Origin of the sequence: Pseudomonas sp. Marseille-Q5117 (assembly GCF_946901175.1) — a bacterium.
Classification (GTDB): domain Bacteria; phylum Pseudomonadota; class Gammaproteobacteria; order Pseudomonadales; family Pseudomonadaceae; genus Aquipseudomonas; species Aquipseudomonas iranensis.
In genome coordinates this window covers 156,109-175,017 of record NZ_CAMPPP010000003.1, presented here as the reverse complement: position 1 = coordinate 175,017, position 18,909 = coordinate 156,109, and the positions used below count along the sequence as shown (strand labels likewise).

General features: G+C 61.1%; 18 protein-coding genes. 11 read left to right on the top strand and 7 right to left on the bottom strand.

Features of this window, described 5'->3' with window-relative positions; genetic code table 11:
* Positions 1-309 precede the first annotated feature (309 nt).
* Entirely contained in the window at positions 310-1,275 is a 966-nt protein-coding gene (locus OC605_RS06635; protein WP_262136559.1) for a GlxA family transcriptional regulator, read from the top strand.
* A gap of 201 nt (positions 1,276-1,476) precedes the next feature.
* On the opposite strand, the gene OC605_RS06630 is transcribed toward OC605_RS06635, so the two are convergent.
* Both OC605_RS06630 and OC605_RS06625 read right to left on the bottom strand, forming a co-directional pair.
* A complete protein-coding gene (locus OC605_RS06630) occupies positions 1,477-3,885 on the bottom strand; it encodes a penicillin acylase family protein (RefSeq protein WP_262136558.1) in 2,409 nt (802 codons plus the stop codon).
* Positions 3,886-3,987: 102 nt separating this feature from the next.
* The gene (locus OC605_RS06625) at positions 3,988-4,566 is read right to left on the bottom strand and encodes a DUF6436 domain-containing protein (RefSeq protein WP_186569346.1); all 579 of its coding nucleotides are present in this window, start codon (positions 4,564-4,566) and stop codon (positions 3,988-3,990) included.
* Positions 4,567-4,665: 99 nt separating this feature from the next.
* On the opposite strand from OC605_RS06625, the gene OC605_RS06620 reads away from it, so the two are divergent.
* Positions 4,666-5,613, top strand: coding sequence for an alpha/beta hydrolase (locus tag OC605_RS06620; protein WP_262136557.1), 948 nt, complete (start codon positions 4,666-4,668; stop codon positions 5,611-5,613).
* Positions 5,614-5,718: 105 nt separating this feature from the next.
* On the opposite strand, the gene OC605_RS06615 is transcribed toward OC605_RS06620, so the two are convergent.
* Positions 5,719-6,450, bottom strand: coding sequence for a DUF2059 domain-containing protein (locus tag OC605_RS06615; RefSeq protein ID WP_123441772.1), 732 nt, complete (start codon positions 6,448-6,450; stop codon positions 5,719-5,721).
* A 108-nt stretch (positions 6,451-6,558) separates the two neighbouring features.
* Here OC605_RS06615 and OC605_RS06610 point away from each other — a divergent pair, with 108 nt between their 5' ends.
* Positions 6,559-7,191 (top strand): 2OG-Fe(II) oxygenase, encoded by a 633-nt coding sequence (locus OC605_RS06610; RefSeq protein WP_122692359.1) that lies wholly within the window; start codon positions 6,559-6,561, stop codon positions 7,189-7,191.
* A gap of 2 nt (positions 7,192-7,193) precedes the next feature.
* Complete coding sequence (locus OC605_RS06605) at positions 7,194-7,679, top strand: DUF523 domain-containing protein (protein WP_262136556.1); 486 nt, start codon at positions 7,194-7,196, stop codon at positions 7,677-7,679.
* Between the two features lie 224 nt (positions 7,680-7,903).
* On the opposite strand, the gene OC605_RS06600 is transcribed toward OC605_RS06605, so the two are convergent.
* Positions 7,904-8,467, bottom strand: a complete 564-nt coding sequence (locus OC605_RS06600; RefSeq protein WP_262136555.1) for a transporter substrate-binding domain-containing protein — start codon at positions 8,465-8,467, stop codon at positions 7,904-7,906.
* 135 nt (positions 8,468-8,602) lie between these two features.
* Here OC605_RS06600 and OC605_RS06595 point away from each other — a divergent pair, with 135 nt between their 5' ends.
* Positions 8,603-9,028, top strand: a complete 426-nt coding sequence (locus OC605_RS06595; RefSeq protein ID WP_039757489.1) for a DUF4399 domain-containing protein — start codon at positions 8,603-8,605, stop codon at positions 9,026-9,028.
* A gap of 123 nt (positions 9,029-9,151) precedes the next feature.
* Here the strand turns inward: OC605_RS06595 and serA are convergent, their stop codons facing one another.
* On the bottom strand, positions 9,152-10,381 hold the full coding sequence (gene serA, locus OC605_RS06590; protein WP_024014707.1) for a phosphoglycerate dehydrogenase: 1,230 nt from the start codon (positions 10,379-10,381) through the stop codon (positions 9,152-9,154).
* A 205-nt stretch (positions 10,382-10,586) separates the two neighbouring features.
* Between serA and OC605_RS06585 the strand changes: the two genes are divergently transcribed.
* The 4 genes from OC605_RS06585 to OC605_RS06570 all read left to right on the top strand — a co-directional run bounded on the left by OC605_RS06585 (position 10,587) and on the right by OC605_RS06570 (position 15,034).
* Positions 10,587-11,981: an FAD-binding oxidoreductase gene (locus OC605_RS06585; protein ID WP_262136554.1), complete on the top strand. Its 1,395-nt coding sequence runs from the start codon at positions 10,587-10,589 to the stop codon at positions 11,979-11,981.
* A 41-nt stretch (positions 11,982-12,022) separates the two neighbouring features.
* Complete coding sequence (locus tag OC605_RS06580) at positions 12,023-12,688, top strand: fumarylacetoacetate hydrolase family protein (protein WP_024014705.1); 666 nt, start codon at positions 12,023-12,025, stop codon at positions 12,686-12,688.
* Between the two features lie 315 nt (positions 12,689-13,003).
* Positions 13,004-13,927 (top strand): SdiA-regulated domain-containing protein, encoded by a 924-nt coding sequence (locus OC605_RS06575; RefSeq protein ID WP_136493139.1) that lies wholly within the window; start codon positions 13,004-13,006, stop codon positions 13,925-13,927.
* A gap of 189 nt (positions 13,928-14,116) precedes the next feature.
* A complete protein-coding gene (locus tag OC605_RS06570; RefSeq protein WP_262136553.1) occupies positions 14,117-15,034 on the top strand; it encodes an SdiA-regulated domain-containing protein in 918 nt (305 codons plus the stop codon).
* Positions 15,035-15,113: 79 nt separating this feature from the next.
* Here the strand turns inward: OC605_RS06570 and rpiA are convergent, their stop codons facing one another.
* Complete coding sequence (rpiA, locus tag OC605_RS06565; protein ID WP_007913886.1) at positions 15,114-15,788, bottom strand: ribose-5-phosphate isomerase RpiA; 675 nt, start codon at positions 15,786-15,788, stop codon at positions 15,114-15,116.
* Between the two features lie 317 nt (positions 15,789-16,105).
* Between rpiA and ilvA the strand changes: the two genes are divergently transcribed.
* Positions 16,106-17,620 carry a threonine ammonia-lyase, biosynthetic gene (gene ilvA / locus OC605_RS06560; protein ID WP_071172186.1) on the top strand — a complete coding sequence of 505 codons (1,515 nt, stop codon included), beginning with the start codon at positions 16,106-16,108 and terminating at the stop codon, positions 17,618-17,620.
* A gap of 41 nt (positions 17,621-17,661) precedes the next feature.
* Entirely contained in the window at positions 17,662-18,075 is a 414-nt protein-coding gene (locus tag OC605_RS06555; RefSeq protein WP_262136552.1) for a DUF2269 domain-containing protein, read from the top strand.
* A gap of 120 nt (positions 18,076-18,195) precedes the next feature.
* On the opposite strand, the gene OC605_RS06550 is transcribed toward OC605_RS06555, so the two are convergent.
* On the bottom strand, positions 18,196-18,852 hold the full coding sequence (locus OC605_RS06550; protein WP_262136551.1) for an HAD family hydrolase: 657 nt from the start codon (positions 18,850-18,852) through the stop codon (positions 18,196-18,198).
* Positions 18,853-18,909 lie beyond the last annotated feature (57 nt).

Genomic DNA, 18,909 nt, shown 5'->3' with positions numbered 1-18,909 from the left:
ACGGTTTCCTCGTCAAAACGCCGTGGTGGCGCTGCTGGAGAAAGTCTGTTCCCGGCGCGCATAGCGAACAATCGAGGCATGGCTGCGATCCTTGCCAATCCACCTGCAAATCGTGCCAGGCTCGCTTGTCGGGTGTGGATTGGCTAGGGTGACCCGGGCAACAAGCCAGGCACGGCCCATGTGGGAGCGAGCCTGCTCGCGAAGGCGGTGTGTCATTCGACAGCTATGTTGCGTGTGACGGCCTCTTCGCGAGCAGGCTCGCTCCCACAGGTTTGTGTGTTTGTCACAGGTATTGAGGACGTTTGAGCCATGAACAAATCCGTCGCCATTGTGGTGTTCCCCGGCGTGCAGTCACTGGACGTCAGCGGCCCCATGGACGTGTTCGCCGAAGCCAACCGCTTTCTTGCGCCGCAAGATCACTATCGCTTGCAAGTGATCGGCGTCGAGCACGGGCCGATGGCCTGTTCCAACGGCATGAGCCTGAACGCTCACTGCCACTTCAGCGAAGCAACGGATAGCCCCGACCTGTTGCTGGTCGCCGGCGGCCCGCAATTGCCATTCATGGATTTCGGCCCGACGTTCGACGCCTGGCTGCGCGATGCCTGTGGCCGCGCCCGGCGTTTCGGCTCGATCTGCAATGGCGCGTTCATGCTCGCCCGCGCCGGTTTGCTCGAGGGGCGCACTGTCACCACGCACTGGAACGATGCCGGGGCGTTGGCGCATTTGTGCCCGACCACGCGGGTCGAGGCGGATCGCCTGTATGTCGAGGACGGCACGCTCTACACCTCGGCCGGAGTTACGGCGGGCATCGATCTGTCGCTGTACCTGCTGGCGCGCGAGCACGGTGCCGAGGTGGCGCTGAGTGTGGCGAAACGGCTGGTGGTGTTCACCCAGCGCTCGGGCGGGCAATCACAGTTCAGCCCGTTCCTCACGCCGCATGCCGAGCCGACGTCAGCGGTGGCGTTGGTGCAGTTGTATGTGCAGGCCAATCTCACTGGCGATCTGACGATCGCCGATCTGGCCAATGCGGCGAACATGAGTGCGCGCAATTTCTCCCGGGTGTTTGCGCGGGAAGCGAAAGTGACCCCGGCGGAGTTTGTCGAACGGGCGCGGGTGGATGCGGCGCGGGTCATGCTGGAAAGCACCACGGCGCCGCTGAAGACCGTGGCCTATCAGTGCGGGTTTCGTGATGCGCAGCATATGCGCAGTGTGTTCAACCGCAGATTAGGCGTGACGCCGCAGCAGTTTCGGCTGAATTTTGCGCTGAATGTTTGATCCGGGCTTGAGCTCGAAAGCCCTCACCCCAGCCCTCTCCCAGAGGGAGAGGGAGCCGACTGCAGTGTCTGGCGTGTTACATCGACCTGAAAGACCTTATCGATTATGGATTCGGCGCCAATCTTTCACGTCGGCGTTTCTCATGAATATCCCCCAATCGGTCCCCTCTCCCTCTGGGAGAGGGCTAGGGTGAGGGGCTCTTCAGGGCTTGCGCGCAGGCAACAGCTTCAACGTACTGCGCGTATTCGCCAGCACCTCTTCCTCACTGAAATGCGCCTGCACATAAATCCCCTCCACATACGCCTCGGCCTGGTCGTCATAGTGAGTGTCCAAAGGCACGCCACTCTGGCCGACCGGGTTGATCGTCAGGCCATGCACCGGATCGGCGAAATCCACCAGACGTCGCGTCGACGGTCCATAGGTCACCGGCCATGGCGCCGGGCCGATCTTCGCCGAGAGGTTGTTCGGCACTTCGTGGCTGCCCGGCGCTGCGAACGGGCCGACGTTGAACAGGCGATCCAGCGGCTTCTGCTGCCCCAGCGGATGGCCGTGGGTGAGGGTGTGCGCCGCGCCCCACTGCCAACTGGCCACGTTATCGCCGAGGGTCAGTTTCAGATGCGCCATGCTTGCCGCCCACGCCGTGCGCACGACATCGGCGCGGGTTTCTTTGGCTGGCGTGCTGCGATTGTCCCACCACGGTGAATCCGCCTTGGCCGCCAGGCGTGGCAGCGCCGAATCGATCACCCGCGTCGACAGCAGTGTTTCGAAGAAGTCATTGCCCAACTCATCGCGCATCGCCGCATCGGCAAGGTCGTAGAGGAACTGGTTGAACACCGTCGCGCTGATCGAATTCAGCGGATAGTCGCCAGGCCACTGCGCCAGTTGCTCGACCAGTTTCAGTTGCGCCGGATCACTGACCACCTCACGCAACACCGGCAACAGCGGCGCCAACAGGCGCGGGCCGTAACCGGTCGCCGTGCCCAGTTGTAGTTGCTGGTTGGCCTCGTTGCTCCACTTCACCCGGTTGTTGCTGAGCTGACGGTCAAGCTGCTGACCGCGATCGGCGAGGTTGTAATAACCGGGAATCTCCATGCCGGTCGGCGACACGGGCTGGAAGTTGGCCGAGACGATATAGCCGCGCGCCGGGTTCTCTTCCTGCGGGTTGGCGCTGAACGGATAGTAGCCGTCCTTGTCCGCCTCGGGCGTGCTGCCGTCGAGGATGAAGCCCGGTTGCACCCCGGCCGGACGTTTGGGCAGCAGGGCCGAGGCCCACCAGGCGATATCGCCTTTGGCGTTGGCGTACACCAGATTCAGACCCGGCGCCTGCACCTTGGCCGCTGCCGCGCGGGCCTTGGCCAAGGTGTCGGCGCGGTTGAGCTGGTAGAAGCCGTCGAGGATTGGGTTGGGTGTTTCGAGGAAGGCCCACCACATCGCAACCGGGGTCTTGCCGGCAGCACTGCCGAGGGCGTCGTTGACGATTGGCCCATGCGGGGACTGGCGCAAGGTGAGAGTCACCGGCGCCTGACCCTTTACATTGATCTGTTGTTCGCTGACGAGCATCTCGGTCCACTGGCCGCGATACCAGACCTGATTGGGGTTGTCCGGGTTGACCTTCTCGGCGATGAGATCGAGATCGTCGTTCTGGAACATGGTCAGGCTCCAGCCGAAATCGAGGTTGTGCCCCAGAAACGCGAACGGCACCAGTGCCTGATGATGGCCGTACAACTCGAAACCCGGCGCCGACAGCTGCGCCTCGTACCACACCGACGGCACCGAAAAGCGGATATGCGGATCGCCGGCCAGCAACGGCTTGCCACTCCGGCTGCGGCTGCCAGCAATCACCCAGGCGTTGCTGCCTTCGAACTGCGGCAGGCCGTTGTCGAGCAGCGCCTGTTCGCTGAGGCGGGCGAGGGCGGTGAGGTCCTGCCAGTCGCCGGCGGCAAGGGCCGGTGCGTGCCGGGTGTAATCGGTGGCCAGAACGCCTTTGGCCTGCCATTCGAGATCGAACACATCGAGGTAATCGGCGCCGAGCTGATCGCGTACGTAGGTCAGCAGCGGCTCGGTGCGAAACGCGGCGGCAAAGCTGTAGGCCATGTAACCGGCGACGCTGATGCTGTCTTCGGCAGTGAACGGCCGCTTGGGGATGCCCAGCACGTCGAACTCGATCGGCGCGGCGTGGCTGCTCTGATATTGGTTGATGCCGTCCAGATAGGCTTGCAGGCCCTTCCACGCCGGCGACTGCTTGTCGAGGCTGGCGACGTAACTGGCCGCACGCTCGCGGATGCGCAGGCTGCGAAACAGTTTGTCGGTGTCGAGCAGTTTCGGCCCGAGCACTTCGGCCAGCTCGCCCCGGGCGAGGCGGCGCATGGCTTCCATCTGGAACAGACGATCCTGCGCGTGCACATAACCGAGGGCGCGATAGAGGTCGGTTTCGTTCTCGGCGCGGATATGCGGCACACCGCGCTCGTCATAGCGCACGGTCACCGAGCCTTGCAGGTTGCGCAGCTCGACCTGGCCCTGGCGCGTCGGCTGCTTGCTGTAGATATACCCGCCAGCGGCGCCGAGCAGGACGACGATGAGCAAGGCAACGACGATCAACGCACGCTTCATGGTGACTCCTTGTGCAGGCGGGAAGGCCGCCCGTCGGGCTGCAAACATTTAGCACAGAGCATCTGTGCGGTGCAGCGCTGTCCTTGAAAAGTCCGGAATGCCTTACTTCGCGTCCGCCGGCCACCGGCAATAACACCCCACCGCCAGCGTATGCGTGGCATTGACCGGGCGATCTTCCGTCAGGGCATGCAGGATCGGTTCGATAAAGCTGTTGCTCGAGTTGCAGGTCAAGCCTTCGCTGTACGGGCCGAAGTAGGCCAATTTGCCGTTGCGATCCCAGATCGCCACAGCGGGGCTGGCGGGGATCTGTTCGGCGCCGGGCAGGACGATGATGGTTTTCAGGCTGGCGAGGGTGGCGGGTAACTGGCCGTGGCTGCCGGGCTTTTGCACGGCGAAGAACTCCACGCCGCGAGGGCCGAACTGTTCGACCATCTCGCTCAGGTGCTGTTGATTACCGACGTTGCACGGGCAGGCCGGGTCCCAGAAGTGCACCAAGCGGATATTGCCCGGCCCGGCGAGGTTGTCCGGCAGGCGCAGCGGGTCACCGGAAAATACCGCCGTATGTTCGCTGAACGCGCGCAGATAGCGGCCCTGAAACCAGTCATATGCCGCCCACAGCACCCCGGCGCAGATCAGCGCGAGCAGGCTGGCGAACAGTGCGGTGCGGTAGGGCGAACGCATGGTTTTCGATCCTCGAAAGGCCGGCTAGCTTGCCATGTCTGCCTCTACAGATGAATATCGCAGGCCGATAAAGTCCGTTTACCGCTTTGGAATGTCCGCATGCCTGATACTTTCGACCCCGATCATTTACGCGCGAGCCTCAAGCCATTGGCCGAGTGGCAGCCGTTATCGGATGAGGCGAAGGCTTATCAGCGCTTCTACAAGACCGACTTCGCCGAGCGCGATGTCTGGCGCGGCATGGGTCGTTTCGAGGTCGATGGCTACGAGCTGGTCAGCCATTGCTGGTGGCCGGAGAAGGTCAAGGCGACGTTGTTTCTGCTGCACGGTTACTACGATCACATCGGCCTGTACCGGCATCTGATCGAGTGGGCGCTGGATCAGGATTTCGCCGTGATTGCCTGTGACTTGCCAGGGCACGGATTGTCGAGCGGGCCACGGGCGAGCATTCGTGATTTCGCTGAATACCAGGATATGTTGCAGGCGCTGTTTGCTGAAGCGAACTCGATCGCGCTGCCGCAGCCTTGGCATTTGTGCGGGCAAAGCACCGGTGGCGCGATTGTCGTCGATCACCTGCTCAACCATGGCGAGAACAGCCCGGCGCAGGGGCAGGTGATTCTGCTGGCGCCGCTGGTGCGACCAAGGGCGTGGGGCTGGTCGCAGCTGAGTTATTACCTGCTGCGGCCGTTTGTACGCGGGGTCGCGCGACGCTTCAGCGAGAACTCCAACGATCCGGATTTTCTGCCATTTCTGCAGGCTGATCCGTTACAGCCAAGGCGCCTGCCGACGAAATGGGTGGGCGCGCTGTCGCGCTGGATCATCCGCGTCGAGCACGCGAAAAAAAGTCCGCGACGGCCGCTGATCATTCAGGGGCAGGCGGACATGACTGTCGACTGGCAGCACAATTTGCAGGTGTTGAAATGGAAGTTCGACCGGCCGCAGATTCTGCTTCTGGCCGAGGCACGGCATCACCTGGCCAATGAAACGGCGGAGATGCGTGAGGAGTATTTCGAATTCTTGAGCAAGCGGATCAGGGGCAGGAATCTGTAGTGCCTGGGAGGGCCTCTTCGCGAGCAGGCTCGCTCCCACAGAGGAATGTATTACAAGCTGTGGGAGCGAGCCTGCTCGCGAATGCGATCTTTCAGGTAACGAACATTACTGCCCGACCGCCAACCCCGCCCGAATCGCCGCCAGTGCCGCCTGGTAGTAAGCCTTGCCCTCGGTCGACTCGGCAAATGTCGCAAATTCTTCGAGCTCTTCATCCGACAAGTCGCGATAGACATAGAGCAGCGTGTTGTTCAGATCGGCGCCGATCTGATCCATCAGCCGCTGGCGCTGACCGTTCAACATGCCCTGTGCCTGTCCACCGCCGAGCAGTCCCGGGATCATCGAACTCAAGCTGTCCGCCGCTACGCCGGCAATCGCCAGGCTGACCTCGGCGCCCGCCTCACGGGCTGGCAGGGCCTGGGCGAGATGGCCGATGATCAGCAAGCGACTGTCGCTGGCCTGCATCTTCGGCAGGCCCTGGGCATTTTTGGCCAGTTGATCGCGGCGGGTCGCCAGCAGTTCGGCGGCGACGATTTTCTTGCCCAGCGGTGACTGGAAGAAGGTCAGCGCCGGTTTCGGGTCGGCGAGTTTCTGCCGCAGTTGCGCTTCGGCACGCTGATCCATGGCCTGCGCGGCGAAGCGCTGGTTGCTGTTGTTGACCAGCGCCTGAAACACCGCAGGCGGCAGGCTGTTCTGATAGCGCTGCTGGGCGGCGCTCAGGGCATCGTTGAAATGCGCGCGTTGTTCTGGCCAGCCGGCGACCTTGTACAACTGATCAAAGCCGTCCGCCCAGGCGGGCAATACGCAGAACATCAACAGTGAAAAAAGCAAACGGCGCATAGGGACTCCTGTCAGCAGCGGACTATTGTCCGTGCGGTGCCGGTACTTGTCGAGAATTCGTAGCAAGGCGCTGCGTGGCTCTGTCGGATTTGTTGCCGTCGGCATACTATGCGCGCCATGCCGATATCCTCTGAACACCCGCTGCTGTTACGCATTGTCGACGACCTGGCCGAACACGGCTGGTCGCAGCAGAACATCTTCCTGCCCGCCGATCTGACCCGGGCGCTGGCGGCCGAGTGCCGTAAACGTGAAGCCGAGGGTGAGCTGGCGCCGGCAGCGGTCGGTCGCGGGCCGTTTTCGGAGATTCGCGAAGGTATTCGCGGCGATCACATCCAGTGGATCGACCCAGGTCAGGCCGACGCCACTGACCGTTACCTGAGCCTGATGGACAGTCTGCGCGAGGCACTCAATCGTGGCTTGTTTCTGGGGCTTGAGGATTTCGAATGCCATTTCGCCCTGTACCCGCCCGGCGCGTTTTACCTCAAGCACGTTGATCGCTTTCGCGATGATGACCGGCGCATGGTCTCGGCGGTGATCTATCTCAACGAGGCCTGGTTGCCGGAGGACGGTGGCCAGTTGCGCATGTACCTGGGCGAGGAACGCGTGCATGACGTACAGCCGACCGGCGGCTGTCTGGTGGTGTTTCTCTCCGGCGAAGTGCCCCACGAAGTGTTGCCGGCCCATCGCGAGCGCCTGTCGCTGACTGGCTGGTTCCGTCGCCGTGGCAACGAGCCGTTCTGAACATGGAAAAGATCCTGGTCAGTCGCTGCCTGCTGGGCCGTCGCGTGCGCTATGACGGTGGCGCGAGCGGGCCGTTTGATCTGCTTGAGCAGTGGATCGAAGAAGGGCGCGTGGTGCCGTTGTGTCCTGAGGTGGCCGGTGGATTGCCGACGCCGCGGGCGGCGGCTGAGATTCCTGGCGGGCAGGGCGGTGAGGTGCTGGATGGCATTGCTGCTGTGATCACTACCGATGGCGAGGATGTCAGCGCGCAGTTTCTCGAGGGTGCACGGCAAGCGCTGAAACTGGTGCAAAAGCACGGCATTCGGGTGGCGGTGCTCAAGGCCAACAGTCCTTCTTGCGGGAATCTGCTGACGTATGACGGCACGTTCAGTGGGGTCAGAGTCAGTGGCGAGGGGGTGACGGCGGCGTTGCTCAAGCGTCATGGGGTTCGGGTTTTCAGTGAGCTTGAGCTGGCTGAGGCGGCGGTGACTCTGGCGGCTTTGGACTGATCCGCCATCGTTGCCCTCACCCCAGCCCTCTCCCGGGGGGAGAGGGGGCCGACCGAGGTGTCTGGCGCTGTCCATCGACCTGAAAGACCTTGGCGACCAGGGATTCGACAAAGCCATGATCAGTCGATTTCGGATTCGGTATAGCAATCCCAAGTCGGCGTACCTCTAAAGCATCCCCGGATCAGTTCCCTCTCCCTCCGGGAGAGGGTTAGGGTGAGGGACTCTTACGGTTTCAACCACTTCTCGGACAACGCCGCCAACCGCCCATCCGCCTTGATCCGTTCCAGCGCGCTCTTGAGGCTGGCCTGAAACGCCGGATTGCCCTTCTGGAAGGGAATCGCCAACTCGACCGGCACTGCCGCTTTCGGCTTCGCTTCGGTCAACGCCTGCACCAGCACCATCGGCCGCGGCGTCTCGTCCTTCTTCGCCAACAACTGCCCATCAACCTCGCCGTACGGCTCGCTGAAGTCGAAACGATCCTTGAGTTCGGGTGTCAGTGCTATGTGGTTGAGCGCGACGTCGTACTTGCCGCTTTCAACGCCCTGGAGCAGGTCGCCCTGGTCGGTGACGATGAAGTCGGCGCGTACATCCAGCTCCTGGGCCAGAAGTTGCCCAAGCTCGACCTCGAACCCCGTGAGGGTGTCGCCCTCCTTGTAATTGAAGGGCGGTGTATTAGCCTCAAGGGCTATGCGCAGCTCGCCACGGTCGTTGACGTCATCAATCAGTTCGGCGTGAGCCAGCGGGCTCAGAAGGGGTAGCAGGCAGATCAGGCCAGGCAGCAGGCGCATGGTCACTCCTTTGAAATCATTATCGCGACGCTCTGATTCAGGCTCGCTTTGCTATGGTTGTCGAGTGCCTTCGACAACGAATGGTCATGAAGTTGTCATGACCGTGCGGATTTTACGGAAAAACTGGAGAAGAAAATGAAAAGCTTTATGTCACGTGCAGCGTTGGCCGGTGTGCTGATGGGTGTTTCGGTGCTGGCCAGTGCGGCGACACCGGCGCCGAAGGATGCTGAAGTGTTCATCGTTTCTCCCGAGGACGGCGCTACCGTCTCGCAGGAATTCAAGGTCAAGTTCGGCGTCAAGAACATCGCGCTGGCCCCGGCGGGTGACACCACCAAGAACACCGGCCACCATCACCTGCTGATCGACGTCGACGACCTGCCGGCCGAAGGCGCGCCGATCCCGACTGACGCCCATCACATGCATTTCGGCAAGGCGCAGACCGAAGCCACGATCAAACTGGCCCCGGGCAAACACACCTTGCAACTGATCCTCGGCGACAGCGGCCACATGCCGTTCGACCCATCGATCGTTTCGGAAAAAATCACGGTCAACGTGAAATAAAAAAAGGGAGCCCTGCGGGGCTCCCTTTTTTAATTCAGCTTCAAGTGGCTAGCTGCAAGCGGCAAGGTAAAGCAAAAGCGCTGTTCACTTGCCGCTAGTAGCTTGAAGCTTGCCGCTGCTTCTTCAGAAGAGAACACGGCTACGGATAGTACCGTTGACGTGTTGCAGCTTCTCTTGCGCCAGCTCCGAGTATTCGGCGTCTACGTCGATCACCACGTAGCCGACTTTCTCGTTGGTCTGCAGGAACTGACCGGAGATGTTGATGCCGTTTTCGGCGAAGACCTTGTTGATCTCGCTCATCACACCCGGGATGTTCTCGTGGATGTGCAGCAGGCGGTGCTTGCCAGGGTGAGCCGGCAGGGCCACTTCCGGAAAGTTCACCGACGACACCGAAGTACCGTTGTCGCTGTACTTGACCAGTTTCTCTGCTACTTCCAGACCGATGTTGGCTTGCGCTTCGGCGGTCGAGCCACCGATGTGCGGGGTCAGGATCACGTTGTCGAGGCCACGCAGCGGGCTTTCGAACTCTTCGTCGTTGGAGCGTGGTTCCACCGGGAACACGTCGATGGCCGCGCCGATCAGGTGCTTGTCCTTGATCGCGTCCGCCAGGGCGTCCAGCTCGACCACGGTGCCGCGTGCGGCGTTGATCAGGATGCCGCCCTTCTTGATGGCACGGATTTCCTTCTCGCCGATCATCCACTGGGTCGCCGCAGTTTCCGGGACGTGCAGGGTGACGATGTCGGACATGCCCAGCAGCTCGTGCAGGTTGTTGACCTGCGTAGCGTTGCCCAGTGGCAGCTTGGTCACGGTGTCATAGAAGAACACTTGCATGCCCAGGCCTTCAGCCAGCACCGACAGCTGCGTACCGATCGAGCCGTAGCCGACGATGCCCAGCTTCTTGCCACGGATCTCGAACGAGTTGGCGGCGGACTTGATCCAGCCGCCACGGTGGCAGGATGCATTCTTCTCAGGGATGCCGCGCAGCAGCAGGATCGCTTCGGCCAGTACCAGCTCGGCTACGGAACGGGTGTTGGAGTACGGCGCGTTGAACACGGCAATACCGCGCTCACGGGCTGCACTGAGGTCAACCTGGTTGGTGCCGATGCAGAAACAGCCGACCGCGACCAGTTTCTTCGCGTGATCGAAGATCTCTTCGGTCAGTTGCGTGCGCGAGCGGATGCCGATGAAGTGAGCGTCAGCGATCTTTTCCTTGAGCTGGGCTTCCGGCAAGGAACCAGTCAGGTATTCGATGCTGGTGTAGCCCGCCGCCTTGAGGACGTCGACAGCCGATTGGTGGACGCCTTCGAGAAGAAGGAACTTGATCTTGCTCTTATCGAGAGAAGTCTTGCTCATCTGCGTAAACCTGTATCCCGGAGAAAAATGGCAGGGAGGGAGCAGCCTGGAGCTGACCCGCACGGCAACAAAGCCGTCACCGCGGATCTGGCCTTGGGCACTGTCCTGCGGGGTCGGTATGCTAGCATAGCCACCCCGCTAAACACTCATTCCTGCGACGTGAAGCGTTCTCAGGATGACCATGAATTGTTCGAGAGTTCTGTCGATGACCAATCCTGTGCTGATTGATGAACTGAAGACCCTGGTTGAGCCTGGCAAAGTCCTCACCGACGCCGACTCCCTGAACACTTACGGCAAGGATTGGACCAAGCATTTCGCGCCGGCGCCGAGCGCCATCGTGTTTCCCAAGACCATCGAGCAAGTGCAGGCCGTGGTGCGTTGGGCCAATACCCACAAAATTGCGCTGGTGCCATCCGGCGGGCGCACCGGGCTGTCCGCCGCAGCAGTGGCGGCCAATGGCGAAGTGGTGGTTTCGTTCGATTACATGAACCAGATTCTCGACGTCAACCTCACCGACCGCACCGCCGTGTGCCAGCCGGGTGTGGTCACTGAGCATCTGCAGAACGTCGCCGAAGAAAACGGTCTGTACTATCCGGTCGACTTCGCCTCGGCTGGTTCCAGCCAGATTGGCGGCAATATCGGCACCAATGCCGGCGGGATCAAAGTGATTCGCTACGGCATGACCCGCAACTGGGTGGCCGGCATGAAAGTCGTCACCGGCAAGGGCGACGTGTTGGAACTGAACAAGGACCTGATCAAGAACGCCACCGGTTACGACCTGCGTCAGCTGTTCATCGGTGCCGAAGGCACCCTCGGTTTCGTTGTCGAAGCGACCATGCGCCTCGATCGCGCGCCGAAAAACCTCACGGCGATGGTCCTCGGCACCGCCGATTTCGATTCGATCATGCCGGTGCTGCACGCCTTCCAGGGCAAGCTCGACCTGACTGCGTTCGAATTCTTCTCCGACAAGGCGCTGGCCAAGGTCATGGGCCGTGGTGACGTGCCGGCGCCGTTCGATACCGAATGCCCGTTCTACGCCCTGCTGGAATTCGAAGCGACCACCGAAGAAGTGGCCAACAGCGCGCTGGAGACCTTCGAACACTGCGTAGAACAGGGCTGGGTGCTCGACGGCGTGATGAGCCAGAGCGAAACCCAGTTGCACAATCTGTGGAAGCTGCGCGAGTACATCTCCGAAACCATCTCCCACTGGACGCCGTACAAGAACGACATCTCGGTGACCGTCTCGAAAGTGCCGGCGTTCCTGCGCGAAATCGACGCGATCGTTGGCGAGCACTACCCGGATTTCGAAATCGTCTGGTTCGGCCACATCGGCGACGGCAATCTGCACCTGAACATCCTCAAGCCGGAAAACCTGAGCAAGGACGAGTTCTTCGCCAAGTGCGCCACCGTCAACAAGTGGGTGTTCGAAACCGTCGAGAAGTACAACGGCTCGATCTCGGCCGAGCACGGCGTGGGTATGACCAAGCGTGATTACCTGACCTACAGCCGCTCGCCGGCCGAGATCGAGTACATGAAAGCGGTCAAGGCAGTGTTCGACCCGAACGGCATCATGAACCCGGGCAAGATTTTCCCGGTTTGATCGGTAATCTCTGTTGAATCAATAAAGGCAGGAGTCGGTAAATGAGCTATCAGCACCAGTACGTCGACGGCACGCGCATTCACTTCCCGATCGGGAAAGTCGTGTGCATTGGCCGCAATTACGCCGAACACGCCAAGGAACTGGACAATCCGGTGCCGACCGAGCCGCTGCTGTTCATCAAGCCGGGCAGTTGCGTGGTGCCGCTGGAAGGCGGGTTCAGCATTCCGACCGAGCGTGGTTCGGTGCACTACGAAGCGGAAATCGCCGTGTTGATCGGCAAGCCGCTGTCAACCAAGCCGAGCCGTGAAGAAGTCCTCGATGCGATCTCCGGCTTCGCCCCGGCGCTGGACCTGACCCTGCGCGACAAGCAGGCCGAGCTGAAAGCCAAGGGCTTGCCTTGGGAAATCGCCAAATCGTTCGATGGTGCAGCGGTGATCGCGCCGTTTGTGGTCGGCAGCACCTTCGCTGACCTGACCGACATCGGCATCCGCCTGACCATCAACGGCGAAGTGCGCCAGGACGGCAACAGCAGCGCGATGCTCAACCCGATCGTGCCGATGATCCAGCACATGGCCGGCTGCTTCTCGCTGCAGGCCGGCGACGTGATCCTCACCGGCACGCCAGTGGGCGTCGGCCCGCTGAACGTCGGCGATGAAATCGTCCTCGAACTGCCGGGGGCGAGCAGCTTCAGCAGCAGCGTGCGCTAACCGCAGAACCCCTTATAGGGGGGTGAGCTTTGTGGTGAGGGGATTTAGCGAAACGTCGCACCGCCCCGTTGGCGCGCGAAGCGGGCCCCTCTTGATCTTAAAGAGGGGCCTGCTGCGCAGTCCAACGGGGATGAATCCCCTCGCCACAAGGGCCATTCCATATCTGTAATGTGTTGCTGCTGGCAAATGCACACGCCAATCCCGCCATTTCCCGTTTTTTTCACATCCTCTCTGGATAATTCCCGCGATTCTGGCGTCTCAGCCGGCCTCTTTGTGCTATTACCCTTGGCCTGAATTAACGGAACGCATCCCTTGATGGCATCTTCAACTCAGCAGAAATCCCCCTCCCGTTCGCGCTTCGTCCTGCGCTGGTATGTCTGGCTGTTGCTGGTCATCGCCGCAGCCTATGGGCTGGCGTTCGCCATGCACTGGGATGATCGCGGCGTGCTGTGGGTGCTGGAGCGCTTCGAGAGCAAGGCCGAGCAGAAGGAGAGCGTGTGGCTGCCGGATTATCAGGTGGTGATCGATGCCAAGCCGCTGCCGGGCATGGAAAAGGACGAAGCTTCGGATCTGGCCTACAACCCGCAGACCAGGACCCTGTTTGCGGTGATGGGCAAGAATGCCTTTCTGGTCGAGCTGACGCTTCAGGGCGACGTGTTGCGCAAGATGCCGTTGGTGGGCTGGAGTAATCCGGAAGGCTTGACGGTCATGGAAAACGGTTTGCTGGCCATTGTCGATGAGCGTGAGCATACGCTGTCGATCGTCAAGGTCGATGCCGCGACTCGTGAGCTGAACATCGCCGATTTCCCCAAATACGACCTTGGGCCGTCGAAAGATCAGAACAAGGCTTTTGAGGCCATCACCTGGGATCCGCGCAACCAGCGCCTTATTCTGGGGGAGGAACGCCCACCGGCGCTGTTCACCTGGAAAAGCGATGGCGGCCAGACCCTGCAGGGCGACAAGCAGAAACTGGCCAGCGATCAGCTGGATCTGCGCAACCTGTCGGCGCTGGCTGTCGATCCGCGCACTGGCCATCTGCTGGTGTTGTCCGCCGATTCGCACCTGTTGCTGGAACTGGACGAAGCCGGCAAGCAAGTCAGCTTCATGACGTTGCTCGGCAGTTTCAACGGTCTGAAAGACACCATCCCCCGCGCCGAAGGCATGACCATGGATGAGGAAGGCACGCTGTACATGGTCAGCGAACCGAACCTGTTCTACCGCTTCGAAAAACATCGGTAATGCTTTCCCTGTAGGAGCCGCCGCAGGCTGCGATCTTTTGATCTTGCCTTTCAAAAGCAAGATCAAGAGATCGCAGCCTTCGGCAGCTCCTACACGGGTTGGCTTGTGGTCTGGGGCAAGTGGCCATTAAGCTTCAATTCAGACGGGCGTGATATTTCATCGGCCTGTCATGAATCCGAGCCTGCCTGCATGCGTCGACTTGCCCGCCCCAAACCGCTGATCCTCGTCCTGTTGATGATTGTCCTGATCGCGTTGCTCGCGATCGGCCAATACCTGCGCCTGTTCGAGCGCGCCTGGTTCAACCTGCACACGCTGTGGCAACCGGTGAGCAGCGAGGCGATCGGCCTGGATCAATATCGGGTGATCATCGAAGCGCGACCGATCGACGGGCTCGACGATGACGTCTCGGCGCTGACCTACGATCCGGTGCGCAAAAGCCTGTTCACCGTGACCAACAAGAATTCCGAACTGATCGAACTGTCGCTGGAAGGCAAGATTCTGCGGCGCATCGCTCTGGTGGGGTTTGGCGATCCGGAAGCCGTCGAGTACATCAGCGCCGACACCTACGTGATCACCGACGAGCGTCAGCAACGCCTGATCAAGATCCACCTTGAAGCCGACACCACTTTTCTCGATGCCGAAGATGCGGAGCAAATGACCTTGGGCGTGCACATGGCCAGCAACAAGGGTTTCGAGGGGCTGGCTTACGACTCGGTGGGCAAGCGGCTGTTCGTGGCCAAAGAGCGCGACCCGATGCTGATCTACGAGGTCCACGGCTTCCCGCATTTCAAACCGGACAAGACCTACGCGGTGCACGTGATCAACAACCCCAAGCGCGATGCCGGGATGTTCGTGCGTGATCTGTCGAGTCTGCAGTACGACGAGCGCAGCGGGCACTTGCTGGCACTGTCGGACGAGTCGCGGTTGATTATCGAACTGGATGTCGACGGGCGCCCCTTGAGCACCATGTCGATCAGCGGCGGGCGTCAGGGTTTGCAGAAAACCGTGCCGCAGGCGGAAGGGATTGCGATGGATGATGACGGCACGTTGTACCTGGTGAGCGAGCCGAATCTGTTTTACGTCTTCAAGAAGCCCACACAAAACTGACCAACACCACAAAACACTGTGGGAGCGAGCAGGCTCGCTCCCACAGGTTTATTTGTCTGCCCATGATTCGGGCAGTCTGTTACTCAGCCTTCAGGGTTTTCACGCCTTCACTGGTGCCCAGCAACAGCAGATCCGCCGGGCGCGCGGCGAACAGGCCGTTGGTGACCACGCCGACGATCGCGTTGATCTGCGCTTCCAGCTCCACCGGGTTGGTGATCTGCAGGTTGAACACGTCGAGGATGATGTTGCCGTTGTCGGTCAATACGCCTTCGCGGTACACCGGGTCGCCACCGAGTTTGACCAGTTGGCGGGCAACGTGGCTGCGGGCCATCGGGATGACTTCCACCGGCAGCGGGAACTCGCCGAGTACCGGCACCAGTTTGCTGGCGTCGGCGATGCAGATGAAGGTCTTGGCCACGGCGGCGACAATCTTCTCGCGGGTCAGGGCGGCGCCGCCGCCCTTGATCAGGTTCAGGTGCGCATCGCTTTCATCGGCGCCGTCGACGTAGAACTCCAGATCGCTGACGGTATTCAGCTCATACACCGGAATCCCATGGCCCTTGAGGCGCGCGGCGGTGGCTTCGGAGCTGGCAACGGCGCCATCGAACGCGCCCTTGTGCTGGGCCAGTGCATCGATGAAGCAGTTGGCGGTGGAGCCGGTGCCGACGCCGACGATGCTCTTGTCGTCGAGTTTCGGCAGGATGAAGTCGACAGCGGCCTGGGCCACGGCCTGTTTGAGTTGATCCTGGGTCATGCGGGCTCCGGAAGCGGGCAAGGGTTGGGCAGAAAGGCCGGCATTATAGGCCTCGCGGTGGTAGAGGGGGAAACAAGCTGTGGCGAGGGGATTTATCCCCGTTCGGCAACGCAGTCGTCGTAAGACCCTGGAACGCGGTGTAACTGAAAAAATGCAGGGGAGCGCTTCGCACTCCAGCGGGGATAAATCCCCTCGCCACGACAGTGCTCACTCAAGAATGGGTTTCCAGACCTTAAAACCACCTGTTTAGTGTGGTCGCCTCGGCAAAAGGCGGGTTAGACTCGCTGGTCCCGCCCAATCGCCAGTGATGCTTTCCGATGCTCGAACAGTACGTCAAGAAGATCCTCACCTCGCGCGTTTATGACGTTGCCGTAGAAACCCCGCTGCAGAACGCTCGCCAGCTCTCCGAGCGGCTGGGCAACGACATCTGGCTCAAGCGTGAAGACTTGCAGCCGGTGTTCTCGTTCAAGATTCGCGGCGCCTACAACAAGCTGACGCAACTGAGCGACGAAGAGCGCGCTCGTGGCGTGGTCACCGCGTCGGCGGGCAATCATGCGCAGGGGCTGGCCTTGGCGGCGAAAGTGTTGGGCGTCAAAGCCACCATCGTCATGCCCAAGACCACCCCGGAAATCAAGGTCGAAGGCGTGCGTTCGCGCGGCGGCAAAGTGGTGCTGCACGGTGACTCGTTTCCGGAAGCGCTGGCCTACTCGCTGAAACTGGTCGATGAAAAAGGCTACGTCTACATCCACCCGTACGACGATCCGCACACCATTGCCGGGCAGGGCACCGTGGCGATGGAAATCCTGCGTCAGCACCCGCAGCCGCTGGATGCGATTTTCGTCCCGGTCGGCGGCGGTGGTCTGATCGCCGGTATTGCCGCGTACGTGAAGTATCTGCGCCCGGACATCAAAGTGATCGGCGTCGAACCGGACGACTCCAACTGCCTGCAAGCCGCGATGGCAGCGGGCGAGCGCGTGGTTCTGCCGACTGTCGGCATCTTCGCCGACGGCGTGGCGGTGGCGCAGATCGGCCAGTACACCTTCGAAATCTGCAAGGATTACGTCGATGAAGTGATTACTGTCAGCACCGACGAGATCTGCGCGGCAATCAAGGATATCTACGACGATACCCGCTCGATCACCGAGCCTGCCGGCGCGCTGGGCGTGGCCGGGATCAAGAAGTATGTTGAGCAGCGTGGCGTCAGCGGCCAGACTTTCGTCGCCATCGACTCCGGCGCCAACGTCAATTTTGACCGCCTGCGCCACGTCGCCGAGCGCGCCGAACTGGGCGAAGGTCGCGAGGCGATCATCGCCGTGACCATCCCGGAAAAGGCCGGCAGCTTCAAGGCGTTCTGCGAAGCCATCGGCAAGCGCCAGATCACTGAATTCAATTACCGCTACAACACCGGCAGCGAAGCACACATCTTTGTTGGCGTGCAGACCCACCCGGACAACGATCCGCGCAGCGCCTTGCTGGCGAGCCTGACCGAGCAGGGTTTCCCGGTTATCGACCTGACCGACAACGAACTGGCCAAGCTGCACATCCGCCACATGGTCGGCGGCCGCGCCGCGCAGGTGGTCGATGAAGTGGTGCTGCGCTTCGAATTCCCGGAGCGCCCGGGCGCGCTGTTCAACTTCCTCAACAAGCTCGGCGGGCGCTGGAATATCTCGATGTTTCACTACCGCAATCACGGCGCAGCGGACGGCCGCGTGGTCGCCGGCCTGCAAGTGCCCCATGACGAGCGTCATCTGGTGCCGGCGGCACTGGCGGAAATCGGCTACCCGTATTGGGATGAAAGCGACAACCCGGCTTATCAGCTGTTTCTTGGCTGAGCGGCTACGCTGATGGGCATGGATCTACGGAAGAGAACGACATGGAAACCCTGACCACCCTGAAAGTCCTTCACGTCGCGGCGACCGTGGTCATCCTCGCGAGCGGGCTGGTGCTCGCCGCCCTGACCTGGCGTAATCGCAGCGAAGGCCCGGCCAGTACGATGCGCCGTCCGTGGCTGTTCATCTGGTGTCTGATGCTGATCGGCATGCTCAGCATGCCTTTCACCGGCTGGTGGCTGGTACACCTGGTGGGCTGGCCATTGGGCCAATTGTGGATTCTGGGTTCCAGCGTGATCTATGCCGTGGCCACGCTCAGCGCGGTCTGGCTGCTGGTCCGGCTGGATCGGCTGTGGACAAGCGGGGTGGGCAATCGCAAGTTCAATCTGGCCCTGGCGATTGTCAGCGGCGTCGGGTTTGTCGCCATAGCGGCGTTGATGGGGGCCAAGCCGGTTTAAGGCTTGAGACCGAGTTGACCTCCATCGCTGGCAAGCCAGCTCCCACAGGGGTATTCAGTGAACACTGATTAAGTGGACACTGAGCTCCCTGTGGGAGCTGGCTTGCCAGCGATAGCAATCTCAGCCGCGCAACGAAATCACCGGCCAGCCACGCTTCTCGGCTTCGGCCCGCAGATTCGGATCCGGGTCCACCGCCACCGGATTCGTCACCTGTTCCAGCAGCGGCAGATCATTCATCGAATCGCTATAGAAATAGCTGTCCTCAAGCGAATGCCCGGTCTCTTCCAGCCAACGATTCAGGCGCGTGACCTTGCCTTCACGGAAACACGGAATGTCGGTGCTGCGCCCGCTGTAGCGGCCATCGATCATTTCGCATTCGGTGGCGATCAGGGTTTCCACGCCCAGGCGCACGGCGATCGGCGCGGTGACGAAACGGTTAGTGGCGGTGATGATCACCAGTTTGTCGCCGGCATCGCGGTGCTTCTTCAGCAGCTCCAGTGCCTTGGGCAGCACGATCGGCTCGATGCAGTCGCGCATGTAATCGCTGTGCCAGGCGTCGAGCATGGCCATTTCGGTGCGGCCGAGAATTTCCAGGCAGAAGTTCAGGTAGGCAGCGTTGTCGAGCTTGCCGGCCAGGTAATCCTGATAGAACTCGTCGTTGCGCGCCTTGTAGGCGATCGGGTCGAGGAAGCCGCGCTCGCACAGATAATCGCCCCAAGCGTGATCGCTGTCGCCGCCCAGAAGGGTGTTGTCCAAATCGAATAAAGCCAGGCGCATTGCAGTTACCCGCTGAAAAGTCAGTAAAAAGGCGACAAGAATACGGTCTTTTCACAA

Bases quoted from the DNA above. Each gene is read 5' to 3' on its own strand.
- OC605_RS06575 (WP_136493139.1), top strand. From the start codon at position 13,004: ATGGCATCTTCAACTCAGCAGAAATCCCCCTCCCGTTCGCGCTTCGTC.
- OC605_RS06580 (WP_024014705.1), top strand. From the start codon at position 12,023: ATGAGCTATCAGCACCAGTACGTCGACGGCACGCGCATTCACTTCCCG.
- OC605_RS06605 (WP_262136556.1), top strand. From the start codon at position 7,194: ATGGAAAAGATCCTGGTCAGTCGCTGCCTGCTGGGCCGTCGCGTGCGC.
- OC605_RS06615 (WP_123441772.1), bottom strand. From the start codon at position 6,450: ATGCGCCGTTTGCTTTTTTCACTGTTGATGTTCTGCGTATTGCCCGCC.
- OC605_RS06585 (WP_262136554.1), top strand. From the start codon at position 10,587: ATGACCAATCCTGTGCTGATTGATGAACTGAAGACCCTGGTTGAGCCT.
- OC605_RS06600 (WP_262136555.1), bottom strand. From the start codon at position 8,467: ATGCGCCTGCTGCCTGGCCTGATCTGCCTGCTACCCCTTCTGAGCCCG.
- OC605_RS06630 (WP_262136558.1), bottom strand. From the start codon at position 3,885: ATGAAGCGTGCGTTGATCGTCGTTGCCTTGCTCATCGTCGTCCTGCTC.
- OC605_RS06625 (WP_186569346.1), bottom strand. From the start codon at position 4,566: ATGCGTTCGCCCTACCGCACCGCACTGTTCGCCAGCCTGCTCGCGCTG.
- OC605_RS06555 (WP_262136552.1), top strand. From the start codon at position 17,662: ATGGAAACCCTGACCACCCTGAAAGTCCTTCACGTCGCGGCGACCGTG.
- OC605_RS06610 (WP_122692359.1), top strand. From the start codon at position 6,559: ATGCGCGCCATGCCGATATCCTCTGAACACCCGCTGCTGTTACGCATT.
- rpiA (WP_007913886.1), bottom strand. From the start codon at position 15,788: ATGACCCAGGATCAACTCAAACAGGCCGTGGCCCAGGCCGCTGTCGAC.
- OC605_RS06620 (WP_262136557.1), top strand. From the start codon at position 4,666: ATGCCTGATACTTTCGACCCCGATCATTTACGCGCGAGCCTCAAGCCA.
- OC605_RS06570 (WP_262136553.1), top strand. From the start codon at position 14,117: ATGCGTCGACTTGCCCGCCCCAAACCGCTGATCCTCGTCCTGTTGATG.
- OC605_RS06550 (WP_262136551.1), bottom strand. From the start codon at position 18,852: ATGCGCCTGGCTTTATTCGATTTGGACAACACCCTTCTGGGCGGCGAC.
- OC605_RS06635 (WP_262136559.1), top strand. From the start codon at position 310: ATGAACAAATCCGTCGCCATTGTGGTGTTCCCCGGCGTGCAGTCACTG.
- serA (WP_024014707.1), bottom strand. From the start codon at position 10,381: ATGAGCAAGACTTCTCTCGATAAGAGCAAGATCAAGTTCCTTCTTCTC.
- ilvA (WP_071172186.1), top strand. From the start codon at position 16,106: ATGCTCGAACAGTACGTCAAGAAGATCCTCACCTCGCGCGTTTATGAC.
- OC605_RS06595 (WP_039757489.1), top strand. From the start codon at position 8,603: ATGAAAAGCTTTATGTCACGTGCAGCGTTGGCCGGTGTGCTGATGGGT.